General features: G+C 73.1%; 12 protein-coding genes. 7 read left to right on the top strand and 5 right to left on the bottom strand.

The features are described from left to right. Positions 1–19: 19 nt before the first annotated feature. Positions 20–1222 (bottom strand): 1-deoxy-D-xylulose-5-phosphate reductoisomerase, encoded by a 1203-nt coding sequence (gene dxr, locus SMD20_RS20680; protein ID WP_329583572.1) that lies wholly within the window; start codon positions 1220–1222, stop codon positions 20–22. A gap of 196 nt (positions 1223–1418) precedes the next feature. On the opposite strand from dxr, the gene SMD20_RS20675 reads away from it, so the two are divergent. From SMD20_RS20675 to SMD20_RS20660, 4 genes are all read left to right on the top strand, one after another. Then, positions 1419–2636, top strand: a complete 1218-nt coding sequence (locus tag SMD20_RS20675; protein WP_329583570.1) for a trypsin-like serine peptidase — start codon at positions 1419–1421, stop codon at positions 2634–2636. Between the two features lie 55 nt (positions 2637–2691). After that, on the top strand, positions 2692–3807 hold the full coding sequence (locus SMD20_RS20670; protein WP_329583568.1) for a trypsin-like serine peptidase: 1116 nt from the start codon (positions 2692–2694) through the stop codon (positions 3805–3807). 136 nt (positions 3808–3943) lie between these two features. Further along, positions 3944–5566 carry an alpha/beta hydrolase gene (locus tag SMD20_RS20665; RefSeq protein WP_329583565.1) on the top strand — a complete coding sequence of 541 codons (1623 nt, stop codon included), beginning with the start codon at positions 3944–3946 and terminating at the stop codon, positions 5564–5566. Positions 5567–5638: 72 nt separating this feature from the next. Further along, the gene (locus SMD20_RS20660; RefSeq protein ID WP_329592622.1) at positions 5639–6481 is read left to right on the top strand and encodes a GNAT family N-acetyltransferase; all 843 of its coding nucleotides are present in this window, start codon (positions 5639–5641) and stop codon (positions 6479–6481) included. A 12-nt stretch (positions 6482–6493) separates the two neighbouring features. On the opposite strand, the gene SMD20_RS20655 is transcribed toward SMD20_RS20660, so the two are convergent. From SMD20_RS20655 to SMD20_RS20640, 4 genes are all read right to left on the bottom strand, one after another. Continuing rightward, entirely contained in the window at positions 6494–6871 is a 378-nt protein-coding gene (locus SMD20_RS20655) for a DUF3037 domain-containing protein (RefSeq protein ID WP_329583563.1), read from the bottom strand. Beyond that, positions 6868–7677: a HipA family kinase gene (locus tag SMD20_RS20650; protein ID WP_329583561.1), complete on the bottom strand. Its 810-nt coding sequence runs from the start codon at positions 7675–7677 to the stop codon at positions 6868–6870. Before SMD20_RS20650 ends, SMD20_RS20655 begins: the two co-directional genes overlap by 4 nt. Before the next feature lie 110 nt (positions 7678–7787). Next, entirely contained in the window at positions 7788–8660 is an 873-nt protein-coding gene (locus SMD20_RS20645) for a TIGR03619 family F420-dependent LLM class oxidoreductase (RefSeq protein ID WP_329583559.1), read from the bottom strand. Positions 8661–8674: 14 nt separating this feature from the next. After that, the gene (locus SMD20_RS20640; RefSeq protein ID WP_329583556.1) at positions 8675–9922 is read right to left on the bottom strand and encodes an LLM class flavin-dependent oxidoreductase; all 1248 of its coding nucleotides are present in this window, start codon (positions 9920–9922) and stop codon (positions 8675–8677) included. Between the two features lie 88 nt (positions 9923–10010). On the opposite strand from SMD20_RS20640, the gene SMD20_RS20635 reads away from it, so the two are divergent. From SMD20_RS20635 to SMD20_RS20625, 3 genes are all read left to right on the top strand, one after another. After that, positions 10011–10847, top strand: coding sequence for an LLM class F420-dependent oxidoreductase (locus SMD20_RS20635; RefSeq protein ID WP_329583553.1), 837 nt, complete (start codon positions 10011–10013; stop codon positions 10845–10847). Positions 10848–10856: 9 nt separating this feature from the next. Continuing rightward, complete coding sequence (locus SMD20_RS20630) at positions 10857–12236, top strand: serine/threonine-protein kinase (RefSeq protein WP_329583551.1); 1380 nt, start codon at positions 10857–10859, stop codon at positions 12234–12236. Between the two features lie 108 nt (positions 12237–12344). Then, positions 12345–14498 (top strand): protein kinase domain-containing protein, encoded by a 2154-nt coding sequence (locus SMD20_RS20625; RefSeq protein WP_329583549.1) that lies wholly within the window; start codon positions 12345–12347, stop codon positions 14496–14498. Positions 14499–14505: the final 7 nt, after the last annotated feature.

Raw genomic sequence — 14505 nt, 5'->3', positions numbered from 1 at the left:
CGAGTTCAAGTTTATGTAGCTAGCGGGACTGCCCCGCCGTGAGTTCGGCCGCACGGGCGCGGGCCCAGGCGTCGGCGGCGAGCACCTCGTCGACGGACTCGGCCGCGGTGACCTGGTGCTCCTCCACCACCTTGGCGACCGTGTCGACGATGGCCAGGAACGGCAGCCTGCCCCCCAGGAACGCCTCCACGCACACCTCGTTGGCGGCGTTGTAGACGGCGGGCGCGGTGCCGCCCTCGGTGCCGACGTGCCTGGCCAGGGCGACCGACGGGAACGCCACGTCGTCGAGGGGCTCGAAGGTCCAGGTGTGGGCCTTGGTCCAGTCGACGCCGCGGGCCGCGCCGGGGACGCGGTGCGGATGGCCGAGCGCGAGCGCGATCGGCAGGCGCATGTCGGGCGGGCTGGCCTGGGCCATGGTGGAGCCGTCCACGTACTCGACCATGGAGTGGATGATCGACTGGGGGTGGACCACCACGTCGATGCGGTCGAAACCCAGGTCGAACAGCAGGTGCGCCTCGATGACCTCCAGCCCCTTGTTGACCAGGGTGGCGGAGTTGACGGTGATGACGGGACCCATCGACCAGGTGGGGTGGGCCAGCGCCATCTCGGGCGTGACCTCGGTCAGCTCCTCGCGCCGCCGCCCGCGGAACGGGCCGCCGCTGGCGGTGACGACGAGGCGGCGGACGCTCGCGGGGTCGTACGCGCCGGGCCCCGCCGCCCACAGGCACTGCTGGAGCGCCGAGTGCTCGGAGTCGACGGGCAGGATCTGGCCGGGCGCGGCCAGCCGCTTGACCAGCGGGCCGCCGATGATCAAAGACTCCTTGTTGGCGAGGGCGAGGGTGCGGCCCGCCTCCAGCGCCACCAGCGTGGAGGTGAGGCCGAGCGCGCCGGTGATGCCGTTGAGCACGGTGTCGCAGCGCCAGGCCGCCGCCTCGGCGACGCCCTCGGGACCGGCCAGGACCTTGGGCCGGACGCCGTGCCCGGCCAGCGCCTCCTTCAGCGCGGGCACCGCCGCGGGGTCGGCCACCGCCACCGCCTCGACGCCGAACTCGGCCGCCTGCCGGGCGAGCAGGTCGACCTTGGCGCCGCCGGCGGCCAGCGCCACGACCTCGAAGCGGCCGGGGTCGGCGGCGACGACGTCGAGGGCCTGGGTGCCGATGGAGCCGGTGGAGCCGAGCAGGACGACGGACCTTGCGGGGGGACGGTGGGTCTCTGCGTGCACCTGTCCATTGTCCCCGGTACGGGACGCGCCCGGGCACGGGGTGCGGTACGTCCCGAAATTCGTTTACGCATGTGACGGCAGAGAATGGGCCGTATTTGTGCCGGAATATAACTATATCGGTATGCGCATATCTTGAGAAATTCGGATATTGCGGCGGCTACCTTCCAACCTCACGTCCGGTTTCGGGAGGTACGTAATGCACCGCAGACTCGCTCTGCTCTCCACCCTCGCCCTCGCCGCGGGGAGCGCCGCCGCGCTGCTGCCCGCGACCGCGGCGCAGGCCCAGCCCCCGGCCGGAGCCTCGCCCAGATCATCGGCGGGAGCCTCGGCTCAGCCCTCGGCCGGGGGCCTGGTCCGGGGCTCGGTCCGTGGCCAGGTTGCAGTCCCGGTCCGGGAGCAGGCTCCGGTCCGGGGGCAGGCTCCGGTCCGGGGGCAGGCTCAGGCTCAGGCTCCGGCTCGGGGGTCGGCGGCGGCCCGGCCCAGGCCCGCCCAGCACGCGGCCACGGACTCGGCCGGCGAGCGCCGGCAGGTCGTGCGCTACTGGACGGAGGCGAGGATGGAGGCGGCCGAGCCGCTGAACCCGCCCAACCCGGCCAAGGGCGCCGAGTCGTCACCCGCCGACGTGAGAGCCCCGTCCACGGCGGCGGCTCCCTCCACAGCGGCTCCCTCCGCGGTGGCCCCGACCGCGGCGGCCTCCTCCTCGGTGGCTCGCGCGCTTCAGGCCGCCCGCAGCGGTGGCGCCGCCTGGATCGGTGGCGGGGCGGTGGTGAGGACCACCGGCCGGATCTTCTTCACCACCCAGGGCCGCAACGCCTCCTGCTCGGGCTCGGCGGTGACCAGCGCGAACAAGAGCGTGGTGATCACCGCAGGCCACTGCGTCAAGGTGAACGGCGCCTTCCACACCAACTGGGTCTTCGTCCCCGGCTACGACAGGGGCGCCCGCCCGTTCGGCACCTGGGCCGCCACCAAGCTGCTGACCACCCCGCAGTGGAACGCGAGCGAGGACGTCGACCACGACGTGGCCGCCGCCGTGGTCGCCCCGCTGGACGGCAAAAGCCTGGTGGACGTGGTGGGCGGCCAGGGCGTGGCCTTCAACCAGCCGCGCCGCCGGCAGATGTACGCCTTCGGCTACCCGGCGGTGGCCCCGTACGACGGCTCGAAGCTCGTCTACTGCAGCGGTCGCGCCTTCGACGACTACTTGCTCTCCGGCGACCTCGGCCTGACCTGCGACCAGACCGGCGGCGCCAGCGGCGGCCCCTGGATGCTCGATTTCGACGAGTCGACCGGCCTCGGCACGCTCAATTCGGTGAACAGCTTCAAATACGGCTTCGCCCCCAACTGGATGTTCGGCCCCTATTTCGGGAACGAGGCCCAAGCCGTCTACCAATCAGCGCAAACCAGCGGCGTACTCTGAGTAATTCACCGAAAGTAGTCACAACGACACGGCGGGTGGTGCAAACTCGGGGGACATGACCTTGAGCACCCCCCTGCTTGCGGCGGCTCCGCTGGTGGCGGGGCTGATGGGCCCCGCACTCATCGGCGCGGCCACCGGCCCGCGGCAGGCAGACCCCGTCGTCCCGGCGTCCCATCCGGCCCGGCAACTGGCCGCGGGATCGGCCGCCCCGCCCGCCAAGCCCGTCACCGAACGCGTGGTCGAGCACGTGGCCGCGCGCACCGAGGCCGAGCAGCAGCGCGTGCTCGACTACTGGACGCCGCAGCGCATGGCCGGGGCCCTGCCCATCGGCCTGCTCGACCTGGTGACCGGTGACGACCTGCTGGGCGGGCTGACCGGCCGGCCGCTCGCGAAGTCCGGGCAGGGGGGCGCGCTGACCCTGCCCCCGCCCGCCGCCTCCAAGCTGCCCATGCCGCGCCGGCAGGCGGCGGCAGTGCCCTCGGCCAGCACGATCGGCGCCCGCTGGGGCGCGGGCGGCGCGGTGTCCAGGACCACCGGGCGGGTGTTCATGACGCTGAACGGCGCCGACTTCGTCTGCTCGGCCAGCACCGTGAAGAGCGCCAACCGGGACGTCGTCGTCACCGCCGGCCACTGCGTCAAGGACGGCGCCGGCGAATGGGCCCAGAACTGGACGTTCGTGCCGGGCTACGGCAGTCGCGGCGGGCAGCCGTACGGCCGCTACGCCGCGCGCCGCATGTTCGTCGCCGGCTCGTGGGCGCGCAAGGCCGACGACGACTACGACATCGGCATGGTCGCGCTCGCCGCCTCGGGCGGGCGGCACGCGGCCGACGTGGTGGGCGCCCAGGAGATCGCCTTCAACGCGCCGCGCGGCGGCCAGGCGTACGGCTTCGGCTATCCCGCGGACCCGCCGTACCGTGGCGACCGCCTGGTCTACTGCGCGGGGCGGCTGCGTGACGACCCGTACAAGCAGACCCGCGACCAGGGGCTCGGCTGCGACATGACGGCCGGCTCCAGCGGCGGCCCCTGGCTGACCGGGTTCGACCCGGCCACCGGGCGCGGCCGGATCACCTCGCTGAGCAGCTTCAAGTACACCGACGACGCGCGCACGATGTACGGCCCGTACTTCGGCGCCGCCGCCAAGGCCCTCTACGACACCGCGCAGCGCGCCTGAGCACGGACTGTCACTCTCTGTCATCGTGTCATTACAGATTGGCAAGCTTTTCGCCATACCCGCCGTCTTCGCCCGTGACCCACGGGAGCATCGCAGGGCCCCGCGAAGGGGGCCAAGGAACAGGAAAGGGGGCCGGGTGAAGCGGGTACTTGGGATGGTCGCCGGGATGGCGGTCCTGGTCGCGCTGGTCGCGAGCGTGGAGCAGCCGGCGATGGCCGGAAACACCGCCGTGGGGACGGCGCGGACGGCGCCGGCGGTCTGGGGCGCGTGTCCCCGGGTGGCGGGCAAGGCGGTCAACGCCGCGCTCGAGTGCGCCACCGTTCAGGTGCCGCTCGACTACAGCCGGCCCTCGGACGGGTCGATCAAGGTGGCGATCAACCGGATCAAGGCCAAGACGTCGCGGAGCGCCGACCGCCTGGGCGCGCTGCTGATCAACCCGGGCGGCCCGGGGGCGTCCGGGCGGGCGCTGACCGAGTACGTCGCCGCCGGGCTGCCGGCCGGCGTGCGCGAGCGCTACGACATCATCGGCTTCGACCCGCGCGGCGTCGGCGGCAGCGAACCGGCGGTGCACTGCGTGGACCCGGAGGTCTTCTACAAGGCGCCGCGTCAGGACGCCGTGCCGCACAGCGTGGCCGACGAGCAGCGGCTGCTCGCGCGGGCCGCCGAGTACGCCCGCAGCTGCGGCGAGCGCTACTCCTGGCTGCTGCCGCACCTCACCACCGAGAACGCGGCCAGGGACCTCGACCGGATCCGCGCCGCCCTCGGCGAGGCGAAGATCAGCTACCTGGGCTTCTCGTACGGCACCTACCTCGGCGCCGTCTACGCCACGCTGTTCCCCAAGCGGGTCAAGCGGCTGGTCCTGGACAGCATCGTGGACCCGACCGCGGTGTGGTACCGCTCGAACCTGGCCCAGGACCACTCCTTCGAAAGCCGCCACCGCCAGTTCCTCACCTGGACCGCCGAGCACAACGACGTCTACAAGCTGGGCCGTACGCTCAAGCAGACGCAGTTCGCCTACTACGCGATGCGTGACCGGCTGCGCACCCGGCCCGCGGGCGGCATCGTGGGGCCGAGCGAGCTGGACGACACCTTCACCCTGGCCGGCTACAGCGACCGGATCTGGCCGCAGTTCGCGCAGGCGTGGTCCGACTACGTCCGGCAGGGTGACACGAAGGGGCTGCTCGACCTCTACGACAAGCACGGCAAGAACGACGTCGACGACGAGAACGGCTACGCCGTCTACCTCGGCGTCCAGTGCCGCGACGCCCGCTGGCCGCGCGAGTGGTCCAAGTGGCGGACCGACATGACCGAGGCGCACCGCACCGCGCCCTTCCTGACCTGGCCGAACGCGTGGTTCAACGCCCCGTGCGCCTTCTGGCCGGTGTCCGGTGGCACCCCGGTGGACGTACGCGGCTCGGCGACGCTGCCGCCGATCCTCATGCTGCAGGCGCGCGACGACGCCCCGACGCCGTACGAGGGGGCGCTGAAGATGCGGCGGCTCTTCCCGACCGCGAGGATGGTCGTGGACCGGGGCGGCAACCACGGGGTGGCGCTGTCCGGCAACCGGTGCGTCGACCGGCATCTGGCCGCCTACCTGCGTGACGGCACGCTGCCGCGGCGCGACGCGACGTGCGAAGCGCTGCCCGCGCCGCGCCCCGCGGAGCGGATGGCGGCCCACCGCGTTCCGGCGCCGGCGTCGTCCGGCGCGGGGGGCCTTCTGGGCGTTCTCGGCCTGCTGGGGCTGCCGTCACTGAAATGACGTCAAGAATGGGTCACTGTGGGCAGCGCCGGATGAGCTAATCGGTGACCCTTCGCGTAGTCTGACCATGTGATGCTGCGTACCTCGGCGTCGCGCGTGCTGGACGACAGCGACCGGGACGAAGTCCTCGCCCTGCTGGACACCGATCCGGTCGCCAACGTCTTCGTCTCCTCCCGGGTGCGGGCCGTCGGACTCAATCCGGCGCGGCTCGGCGGGCAGATGTGGGGGTTCGGGCCGCGCGGAGCCCTCGTCTCGCTCTGTTACGCCGGAGCCAACATGGTGCCGGTCAACGCCGGGCCCGAGGCGGTCCACGCGTTCGCCGACCGCGCCCGCAGGCAGGGGCGGCGCTGCTCGTCCATCGTCGGCCCGGTCGACGCGGTCTCGTTGCTGTGGGAGCGGTTGGAGCCGCACTGGGGGCGGGCGCGGGCGATCCGCTGGGCGCAGCCGGTCATGGCGATCTCGCGCAAGCCGTCGGTGCCCGTGGATCCGTGGGTGCGCCGGGTGCGGCCGGAGGAGTTCGACATCCTGCTGCCGGCGTGCGTGGCCATGTTCACCGAGGAGGTCGGCGTCTCGCCCAACCTGGGCGACGGCGGCGCGCTCTACCGTACGCGGGTCGCCGAGCTGATCAGGATCGGCCGCTCCTACGCGCGCATCGAGGACGGCCGGGTCGTCTTCAAGGCGGAGGTGGGGGCGGTCACGCCGCAGGCGTGCCAGATCCAGGGCGTGTGGGTGGACCCGGAGCTGCGCGGGCGCGGGCACGCCGTGGCCGGAATGGCGGCGGTCGTGGAGGCGGCCAGGGAGTGCTTCGCCCCCGTGGTCAGCCTCTACGTCAACGACTACAACCGCTCGGCCCGCGCGGTCTACAAGAAGGTGGGCTTCACCGAGGTCGACACCTTCATGTCGGTTCTTTTCTGAGCCGTTTCTCTTCTAGACACGGACCAGCTTGTCGAACAGGCGGGCCAGCTCGGTGTCCGGGTCGGCGGTGAGACCGGCGTGCACGGGGCCGGACTGCACGATCGTGCTGCGGGGCGCGGTCAGCCAGCGGAACCTGCCGCCCAGCGGCTCGGCCGCGAGCGGGCCTGGACGCTCGCCGCAGGCCAGCTCGTACGCGGTGAGCGCCCGCCGCACCGCGTCCACGTCCGCCGACGGGTCGAGCGCCCGCAGGCGGGCCGCGTCCAGCTCGACACGGGCGCACAGGTAGCCGCGCGGCTGGCAGTAGAGCAGCACGCCCACGTTGATCTGCTCGCCCCGCTCGACCTTGGGGATGACGCGGATCACCGCGTACTCGTAGACGTCCCTGCTCATCGGCCGCCTCCCCGCCAGAACTCGCCGACCGAACCCGGCCCGGAACGCTGCTCCCGCCGCTCGCCGCGCACCAGCCACCCGCCCGGCCCGTGGGCGCGGGCCAGCAGGTGCTCGACGTACGCCGCCCGCACCTCCGCCGGCCCGTCGAAGCCCGGCTCGCCGGCCAGCCACTCGTCGGGCACCAGCGCGGTCACGGTCTCCAGCAGCTCGCGGGTGATCCTACCGGCCAGGTGGGCGCCGGCGGCGGTGACGTCGCCGGCGTAGGGGGCCAGCACGTGGTCGGCGGCGTCGAACGACCGCTGCGGGTCGGCGGTCGGCCAGTTGTGGTGGAACCACAGGGACGCGCCGTGGTCGATCAGCCAGGTGTCGCGGTGCCAGATGAGCAGGTTGGGGTTGCGCCAGCTCCGGTCGATGTTGTGGATGAGGCCGTCGAACCACACCACCCGCGCCGCGAACACCGGGTCGGCCGCCCACGCCAGCGGCTCGAACCCGAGCGCGCCCGGCAGGAAGTCGACCGCCAGGTTGAGCCCCGCGCTGGCCTTGAGGAGGTCCTGGACCTCCTCGTCGGGCTCGCGGGCGCCGAGCTGCGGGTCGATGTCGATGAGCTTGAGCTCGGGGGTGCGCAGCCCCAGCCTGCGGGCCAGCTCGCCGGCGATGATCTCGGCGACCAGGACGCGGCGGCCCTGCCCCGCCTCGCGGAACTTGACGACGTAGGTGCCCAGGTCGTCGGCCTCGACGACGCCGGGCAGCGAACCGCCCTCCCGCAGCGGGGTGACGTATCGAGTGGCTGCGATCCTATCCAGCACGACACGAGGCTATCGCCCATCGGAGGTACTTTCGTCCCTTGGCGTCACAGCCTCCCGCCCGGCCGGGCGAAGGGGCGGTCTGACCCGACCAGGGAGGGGGACCGGCCGGGTCAGAGCTTGGCGATGACCTCCTCCGCGAAGCGCTCCATGGTCGCGAGCTTGAGCTCCAGCGTGCCCTCGCCGTACCGGGTTTTCTCCTCCGGCGTGGCGAGCCACCAGGGGGCGGCCAGCGTGCCCGTCACGCCCTTGGCGGCGTAGCGGCGGTAGGTCGCGGCGTCGGGCAGCTCGGCCAGGGGCGCGATGACGTCGAACGGCTCGCCGTCCCTGCCGTTCTCGGCCAGCAGCCGGCGCAGCGTGGCGAGCACCGGGTCGAGCTCGGCCTCGGTGTAGATGCGGTTGCCGATCCAGCCGTCGCCGAGCCGGGCGGCGCGGCGCAGGGCGGCCTCGCTGTCGCCGCCGACGTACACCGGGACGGGCTCGGCCGGGGTCGGCGAGATCGACAGCTCCGGCAGGCCGTCGAGCGTGACCTGCTCGCCCGCCCACAGCGCCCGCAGCACCGGCACCATGGCGTCCAGGCGCCGGCCGCGCGTGTGGAAGTCCTGCCCGGTGCCGACGAACTCCTCCTTGCACCAGCCCACCCCGACCCCGAACGTCACCCGGTCGCCCGACAGCACCGCCGCCGTGGAGACCTGCTTGGCCACGGTGAACAGGTCGCGGGCGGGCGCGATGTAGACGTTGGGGGAGAAGCGCAGCGTGGCGGTGACCGCCGCCATCGCCCCGATCGTCACCCACACGTCCGGCCAGTGCGTGGCGGCGTTCCAGCGGGGCCGGCCCGAGCGTGAGTACGGGTAGGGCGTGTCGAAGTCGGCGTAGAAGAGGTGGTCGGAGAGCGTCAGCGTGTCGAACCCGCAGCGCTCGGCGGCCCGTGCCAGCTCGGTGAACTGGCCGGTGTCGACGAAGGAGGCGGCCAGCCAGATCTTCATCGCGGCTCCCTCACTCATCGGAACTCTGGGGCGACCTTGGTGGCGAACAGTTCGAGGTTGCGCTTGACGGTGTCCAGCGGCAGCACGCCCTGCTGGCCCTGCATGTAGAGGCCGAACCACTCCAGGTCGGGCATCCGGTCGAGCATGCGCTGGATGCCGCGCTTGACGTCGTCAGGGGTGCCGAACAGCGCCATCTCGACGTCCTTCATGCGGTTGGCGTCGCCCTTCTCCGGCGAGATGGGCTTGTGCTTCTCGTCCTCCTTCTTGCGCAGCACCTCCAGGTAGCCGAAGGGGCCGAAGAAGGCGGCGAAGTCCTTGGGGATGCTGCGGCCGAAGGTGTTGATGGCCTGCTCGGTGGTGTCCGCGATGCCGACGATCTTGAGGATGCCGGTGTGCTCGCCCAGCTTGTACTCGCGGCCCTGGCGGGCGGACTCCTCCTGGTAGAGCTTGGCCTTGGCGGCGTGGTCGTCGGGGTTGGGGGTGAACATCCACGGCAGGATGTTCTCCTGGGCCGCCCTGATCACCGACCGGTCGGAGATGGTGAACGGCTGCCACAGCTCCGGGTGGGGGTTCTGGTAGGGCCGGGGGCAGACGGAGACGGAGACGACCTTGCCGTCCTCGTCCAGCTCGCCGGGCGCGCCGAAGGTCTTCGTCCACTCCTGGGCGGGCCAGCCCTCGATGCCCTCGTACGGGTAGGGCACCTGATAGTCCAGCACGTCCGACTTGTAGCGGATCGTCTCCTGCGTCCACGCCATCTTCATGATCTTCAGCACCTCGCCGAAGACGTCGAAGTTGCGCGTGTCGGAGGCCGAGCCGTCGGAGCGGGCGGCGGCGGCGTGCCAGCGCTGGCCGAGCACGTTCATCCAGCGGTTCTGGTAGCCGCGGGCGACGCCCAGCCGCAGCCGGCCCTTGCAGAACTGGTCGAGCAGCGCCACGTCCTCGGCCGCCCTGATCGGGTCCCAGGCGGGCAGCACCAGGCCGAGCGGGGCGAGGAGAATGCGCTCCGTGCGGGCGGCGAGGTCGGTGAGGAACATCAGCGGGTTGACCGAGAACTCCATGCCCTCGGAGTGGAAGTGGTGCTCGGTCATCATCAGCGCGTCGAACCCGAGCTGGTCGGCCAGCACCGCTATCTCCCGCACCTCGTGCAGCAGATTCTGGTACGACTCCGTGTCCCGCCCGATCGGGCGTCTGGCCTTGGCGTTCTCCTCGGCCGCGTATCCGGAGCCTGGAATCTGCGGGTTAAGGAAGATGGAAAACTTCACCGGGGACCTCTTTCCGCGGAGTGTTCCTACGCAAGGTACTCTGGAAATCTTAGCCGAGCAATCGCTTGGTTAACTACGAGGAGGGCCCATGAGGCTGGGCGTCACCATGTTCGCCACGGATCTCGCCATGCCGATCGACGAGCTGGCCAGAGCGGCCGAGGAGCGCGGTTTCTCCTCTCTCTACGTGCCCGAACACACCCACATCCCCGTCTCCCGCCGCACCCCCTACCCCGGTGCGGCCGGCGGCGAGCTGCCCGAGGAGTACCGGCGGACCCTCGACCCGCTCGTGGCCCTCTCCTTCGCCGCCGCCGCCACCCGTACGCTGGAGGTCGGCACCGGCATCCTGCTCGCCGCCCAGCGCGACCCCATCGTCACCGCCAAGGCCATCGCCTCGCTCGACCACCTGTCCGGCGGGCGGGTGACGGTCGGCGTCGGGTTCGGCTGGAACGTCGAGGAGATCGAGAACCACGGCGTCCCGTACGCCGAGCGCCGCGACATCGCCCGCCGGCACGTCCTCGCCATGCAGGCGCTCTGGCGCGACGAGGCCGCCTCATTCGACGGCCTGCTGGACGGGGTCGAGCCGGCCTGGTCCTGGCCCAAGCCGCGCCGCCGCCCGCCGGTCTACCTCGGCGGCGCGGCGGGGCCGAAGCTCTTCGCCCACGTCGCCGAGTACGCCGACGGCTGGATGCCCATCGGCGGCAAGGGCGTCAAGGCCGCGCTGCCCGCGCTCCGCGAGGCGTGCGAGCGGGCCGGACGCCCGCCGGCCCGCGTCATCCCGTTCGGCACCCTGCCCACCGCCGAGAAGCTCGACCACTACGCCGGGCTCGGCGTCGAGGAGGTCGTCGCCGGCCTGCCGAGCGGCCCGGCCGACGAGGTGCTGCCGATCCTCGACCATTACGCCCAACTGATCGCGAAGACGGCATAATTCCGGAGCATGTCCGAGTTACGTCCCGACGACCCACGCCACCTGGGGTCCTACCGGTTGTCGCGACGGCTCGGGCAGGGCGGGCAGGGCGTCGTCTATCTCGGCCACTCGCCGCAGGGCGCGCAGGTCGCGGTCAAGCTGCTGCACGCCGGGCTCTCCGCCGATCCCGCCGTACGACGGCGCTTCCTCGGCGAGGTCGAGGCCGTCCGGCGGGTGGCCGCGTTCTGCACCGCCCAGCTCCTCGACGCCGACCTCGAAGGCGACCGGCCCTACCTGGTCAGCGAGTACGTCGAGGGACCGTCGCTGCGCGAGCACGTCACCGCCAGGGGGCCGCGGCTCGGCGGCTCCCTCGAACGGCTGGCCATCGGCACCGCGACCGCGCTCGGCGCCATCCACCGGGCCGGGGTCGTGCACCGGGACTTCAAGCCCGGCAACGTGCTGCTCGGCCTGGACGGGCCCCGCGTGATCGACTTCGGCATCTCGCGCCTGGTGGGCACCACGGTCACCACCGGGATCTCGCCCGTCGGGACCCCCGCCTACCTGCCGCCCGAGCGGATCAACGGCGAGGGCGCCGGGCCGCCGGCCGACCTGTGGGCCTGGGCGCTGACGGTGGCGTACACGGCGAGCGGGCGGCACGCGTACACGGGGGAGACCTATCAGGAGGTGCTGGCCAGGATCCTGTTCGGCAAGCCCGACCTGGGGCCGCTCGCCGGGCGGCTGCGGGAGATCGTCGAGGCGTGCCTGGCGCGGGAGCCCGGTGACCGGCCGGACGCGGAGGAGGTGCTGCGGCGGCTGCTGGGGCAGGACGGGTCGGGCGGGGACGTCCTGACCTCGGGCGCCATGGCCGCCATCACCCCGCGCTCCGCGGCCACCACCTCCGATTCGGTCCCAGCCGCCGCCACCATCACCGACCCGGTCCAGACCACCGCCTTCCCGGCCGTCACCGGAACCGCCCTCGCTCCCGAGCCCCGGCCGGCGCGGCGGCGGCCCCGGGCGTGGCAGGTGGCCGTCGGGCTGGCCGGGCTGGCCATGGCGGTCGCCGGGGCCTTCTACTGGCTCCAGGGCGCGCACGCCCCCGGCCTGGCCGGCACCTGGACCGGATCGGCCGAGCACGCCACGGCCGAGCGGGTGTTCCCGGTGGAGCTGCGCCTCGGCGAGGACGGCGCGGGCACCATGCGCTGGGGCAGCGACCTGCACTGCTCAGGCCGCGTCGGCCCCGACGGCGCCGGCGGGACGGTGTACGCCCTCCACGATGTCGCGGGCGAGGCGTGCTATCCAGGGACGCTGCGGCTGCTGCCCACCGCGTACGCCGACCAGCTCGCCATCAAGGTGACGCGCGAGGGCCAGGAAGAAGTGACGTATTCGGGCACCGTGACCCGCGCTTCCTGACGGGCGAGTATCACGGTCAGGTGGCATTGTCCTGCGCGAGGTTGACTGCGAGCAACCGGTTGCTTCCACTGGTAAGCAGGAACGGGTGGCGGCGAGGGGAGGCACCCGGTGCCAACGGCACAGCCGCTCAGGACGGGGGACCCGGCCCGGCTCGGTGCGTACGAGCTGTCCGGGCGCCTCGGGGAGGGCGGCCAGGGCGTCGTGTTCCTCGGCGCGAGGGACGGCGAGGCGTACGCGGTCAAGCTGCTCCACGGACCGGTGGGCGACGAGCGGGCGGCGTTCCTGCGCGAGGTCGAGCTGGCCAAGCACGTGGCGAGGTTCTGCACGGCGCTGGTGATCGACGCCGGGTTCGACGAGGGCCGGGCGTACATCGTGAGCGAGTACGTGGACGGGCCGTCCCTGGCCCGCGAGGTCGCGCTGACCGGGCCGCGGCGCGGCGGCGCGCTTGAGCGGCTGGCGGTCGGCACGGCGACCGCGATCACCGCGATCCACCGGGCGGGCATCGTCCACCGCGACTTCAAGCCCCAGAACGTGCTGCTCGGCTCCGATGGGCCGCGCGTGATCGACTTCGGCCTCGCCCGCGCCCTCGACGCGGCGGCGACGGTGAGCGGCAGGGGGGTGGGGACGCCGGCGTACATGGCGCCGGAGCAGATCACCGCCTCGGCCGTCACCGGCAAGGCAGACGTGTTCTCGTGGGCCGCGACGATGTGCTTCGCCGCCAACGCGACGGCCCCGTTCGGGCAGGACTCCGTGGCGCCGGTCCTGCACCGTATCCTCACCGCCCCGCCCGAACTCGGCCGGCTGGAGGGGCGGCTGCGGGTGCTGGTCGAGGCGTGCCTGGAGAAGGACGCCAGGAATCGGCCGGGGAGCAGGGAGCTGCTGTTCGAGCTGCTGGGGGAGTCGTCGGCGGCGGCACTGCCCGCCGAGGTCCTCGCCACCCCGCCCCCGCACATCCTCCGCGCCCCGCCCCCGGACCCGTCGCCCCCGCCCCTGGTTCCCGAGCAGCGCGTGCCGGTCGCCGAGCCCGAGGCCACCGGCACCCCTGGCGGCTACGTGCTTCCCGGGGGAGACGACCCCAGCGAGCCCGTCTCCCCGAGTGCCTCGGCCTTCCCGGCTTCAGCCGCCCCCACGTCCCCGGCCGGGCGGGACGGGTTGGGGATGGGGGCGGCCGGGCGGGGCGAGCTGGGAATGGGGCCGGCCGGGCGGGGCGGTCCAGGGATGGGAACGCCTGGGCGGGGCGGGGCGGGGCCGCCCGGAAACGGGCGCCTGGGGGGCGCTGGGGATCCCGCCAGGAGGACGGGGTGGTTGCGGGCGGCGCTCGCTGTCTCCGTGGCCCTGCTGGTGACCGCCACCGTGCTGCTCGCCGTGCTCGTCCCCACCATCGGCAGGAACGGCCAGGTCGCGCAGGTGGCCGGCCCGATGGCCGGGACTCGGCCCGTGACGTCCGGGCCCGGCACCACGAAGCCGCGGTCCACCACCGCCCCGCCGCGTCAGGGCCAGCGGAACCAGCCCGTCGACCGCACCCAGCCCCGGCCGGTTACGAACCCCGCCACCAACCCGGCCACCAACCCGGGCACCGCCCCCGCGTTGCCCCCGGTGACCGTTCCGGCGCTGACCGGCCTGGACCGGGCCGCGGCGGTCAAGGCGATCAAGCGGGCGGGTCTCGTCCCCGGCGCGGTGACCCAGGCCGACTCGCCGGAGAAGATCGGCAAGGTGCTGTCCAGCGAGCCCGCCGCGGGCACCAAGGCGGCGAAGGGCGCGGCGGTCGCGCTCCGGGTGTCGGCGGGGGTCCCCGTCCCGGCCGTGATCGGGCAGCAGCGCGAGGCCGCCCTCTCCGCCCTGGCCGCCGCGGGTCTCAAGGCCGGCGCGGTCACCCGTACGTGCTCGGCCAAGCCGGACGACAGCGTCCTCGCCGCGCGGCCCGCGCCGGGCACGCGCGTCGCGGGCGGCACGGCGGTGGCGCTGACCGTGTCCAGAGAGGGCGTGACCGTCCCCTCGGTGGTCGGCCGGTCCCGCGCGGACGCCCGCGCCGCGCTCCGGGCCGCGGGGCTCACCGCACGGGCGCGGGGCCAGGTCGTCGACAACGCGTCGCAGGTGGGCGTGGTCATCGCCCAGAGCCTTCAGGCGGGCACGTGTGCCGGGTCCGGCGCGGCCGTCGTCCTCACCGTCGGCCTGCAGAGCCAGTCCGGCCCCGACCCCGAGCCCTCCGCCACCCCGACGCTCCCGTCCGGCGGCAGCGAGGTCCCCCCAGAAGCGTCCTGAGAGAACG

Source organism: Nonomuraea sp. LP-02, assembly GCF_036289125.1.
Classification (GTDB): domain Bacteria; phylum Actinomycetota; class Actinomycetes; order Streptosporangiales; family Streptosporangiaceae; genus Nonomuraea; species Nonomuraea bangladeshensis.
The sequence above is the reverse complement of the archived record's forward strand: the minus strand, read 5'-3'. Positions and strand labels throughout refer to the sequence as shown.

Bases quoted from the DNA above. Each gene is read 5' to 3' on its own strand.
- SMD20_RS20675 (WP_329583570.1), top strand. From the start codon at position 1,419: ATGCACCGCAGACTCGCTCTGCTCTCCACCCTCGCCCTCGCCGCGGGG.
- SMD20_RS20670 (WP_329583568.1), top strand. From the start codon at position 2,692: ATGACCTTGAGCACCCCCCTGCTTGCGGCGGCTCCGCTGGTGGCGGGG.
- SMD20_RS20660 (WP_329592622.1), top strand. From the start codon at position 5,639: ATGCTGCGTACCTCGGCGTCGCGCGTGCTGGACGACAGCGACCGGGAC.
- SMD20_RS20655 (WP_329583563.1), bottom strand. From the start codon at position 6,871: ATGAGCAGGGACGTCTACGAGTACGCGGTGATCCGCGTCATCCCCAAG.
- SMD20_RS20645 (WP_329583559.1), bottom strand. From the start codon at position 8,660: ATGAAGATCTGGCTGGCCGCCTCCTTCGTCGACACCGGCCAGTTCACC.
- SMD20_RS20635 (WP_329583553.1), top strand. From the start codon at position 10,011: ATGAGGCTGGGCGTCACCATGTTCGCCACGGATCTCGCCATGCCGATC.
- SMD20_RS20630 (WP_329583551.1), top strand. From the start codon at position 10,857: ATGTCCGAGTTACGTCCCGACGACCCACGCCACCTGGGGTCCTACCGG.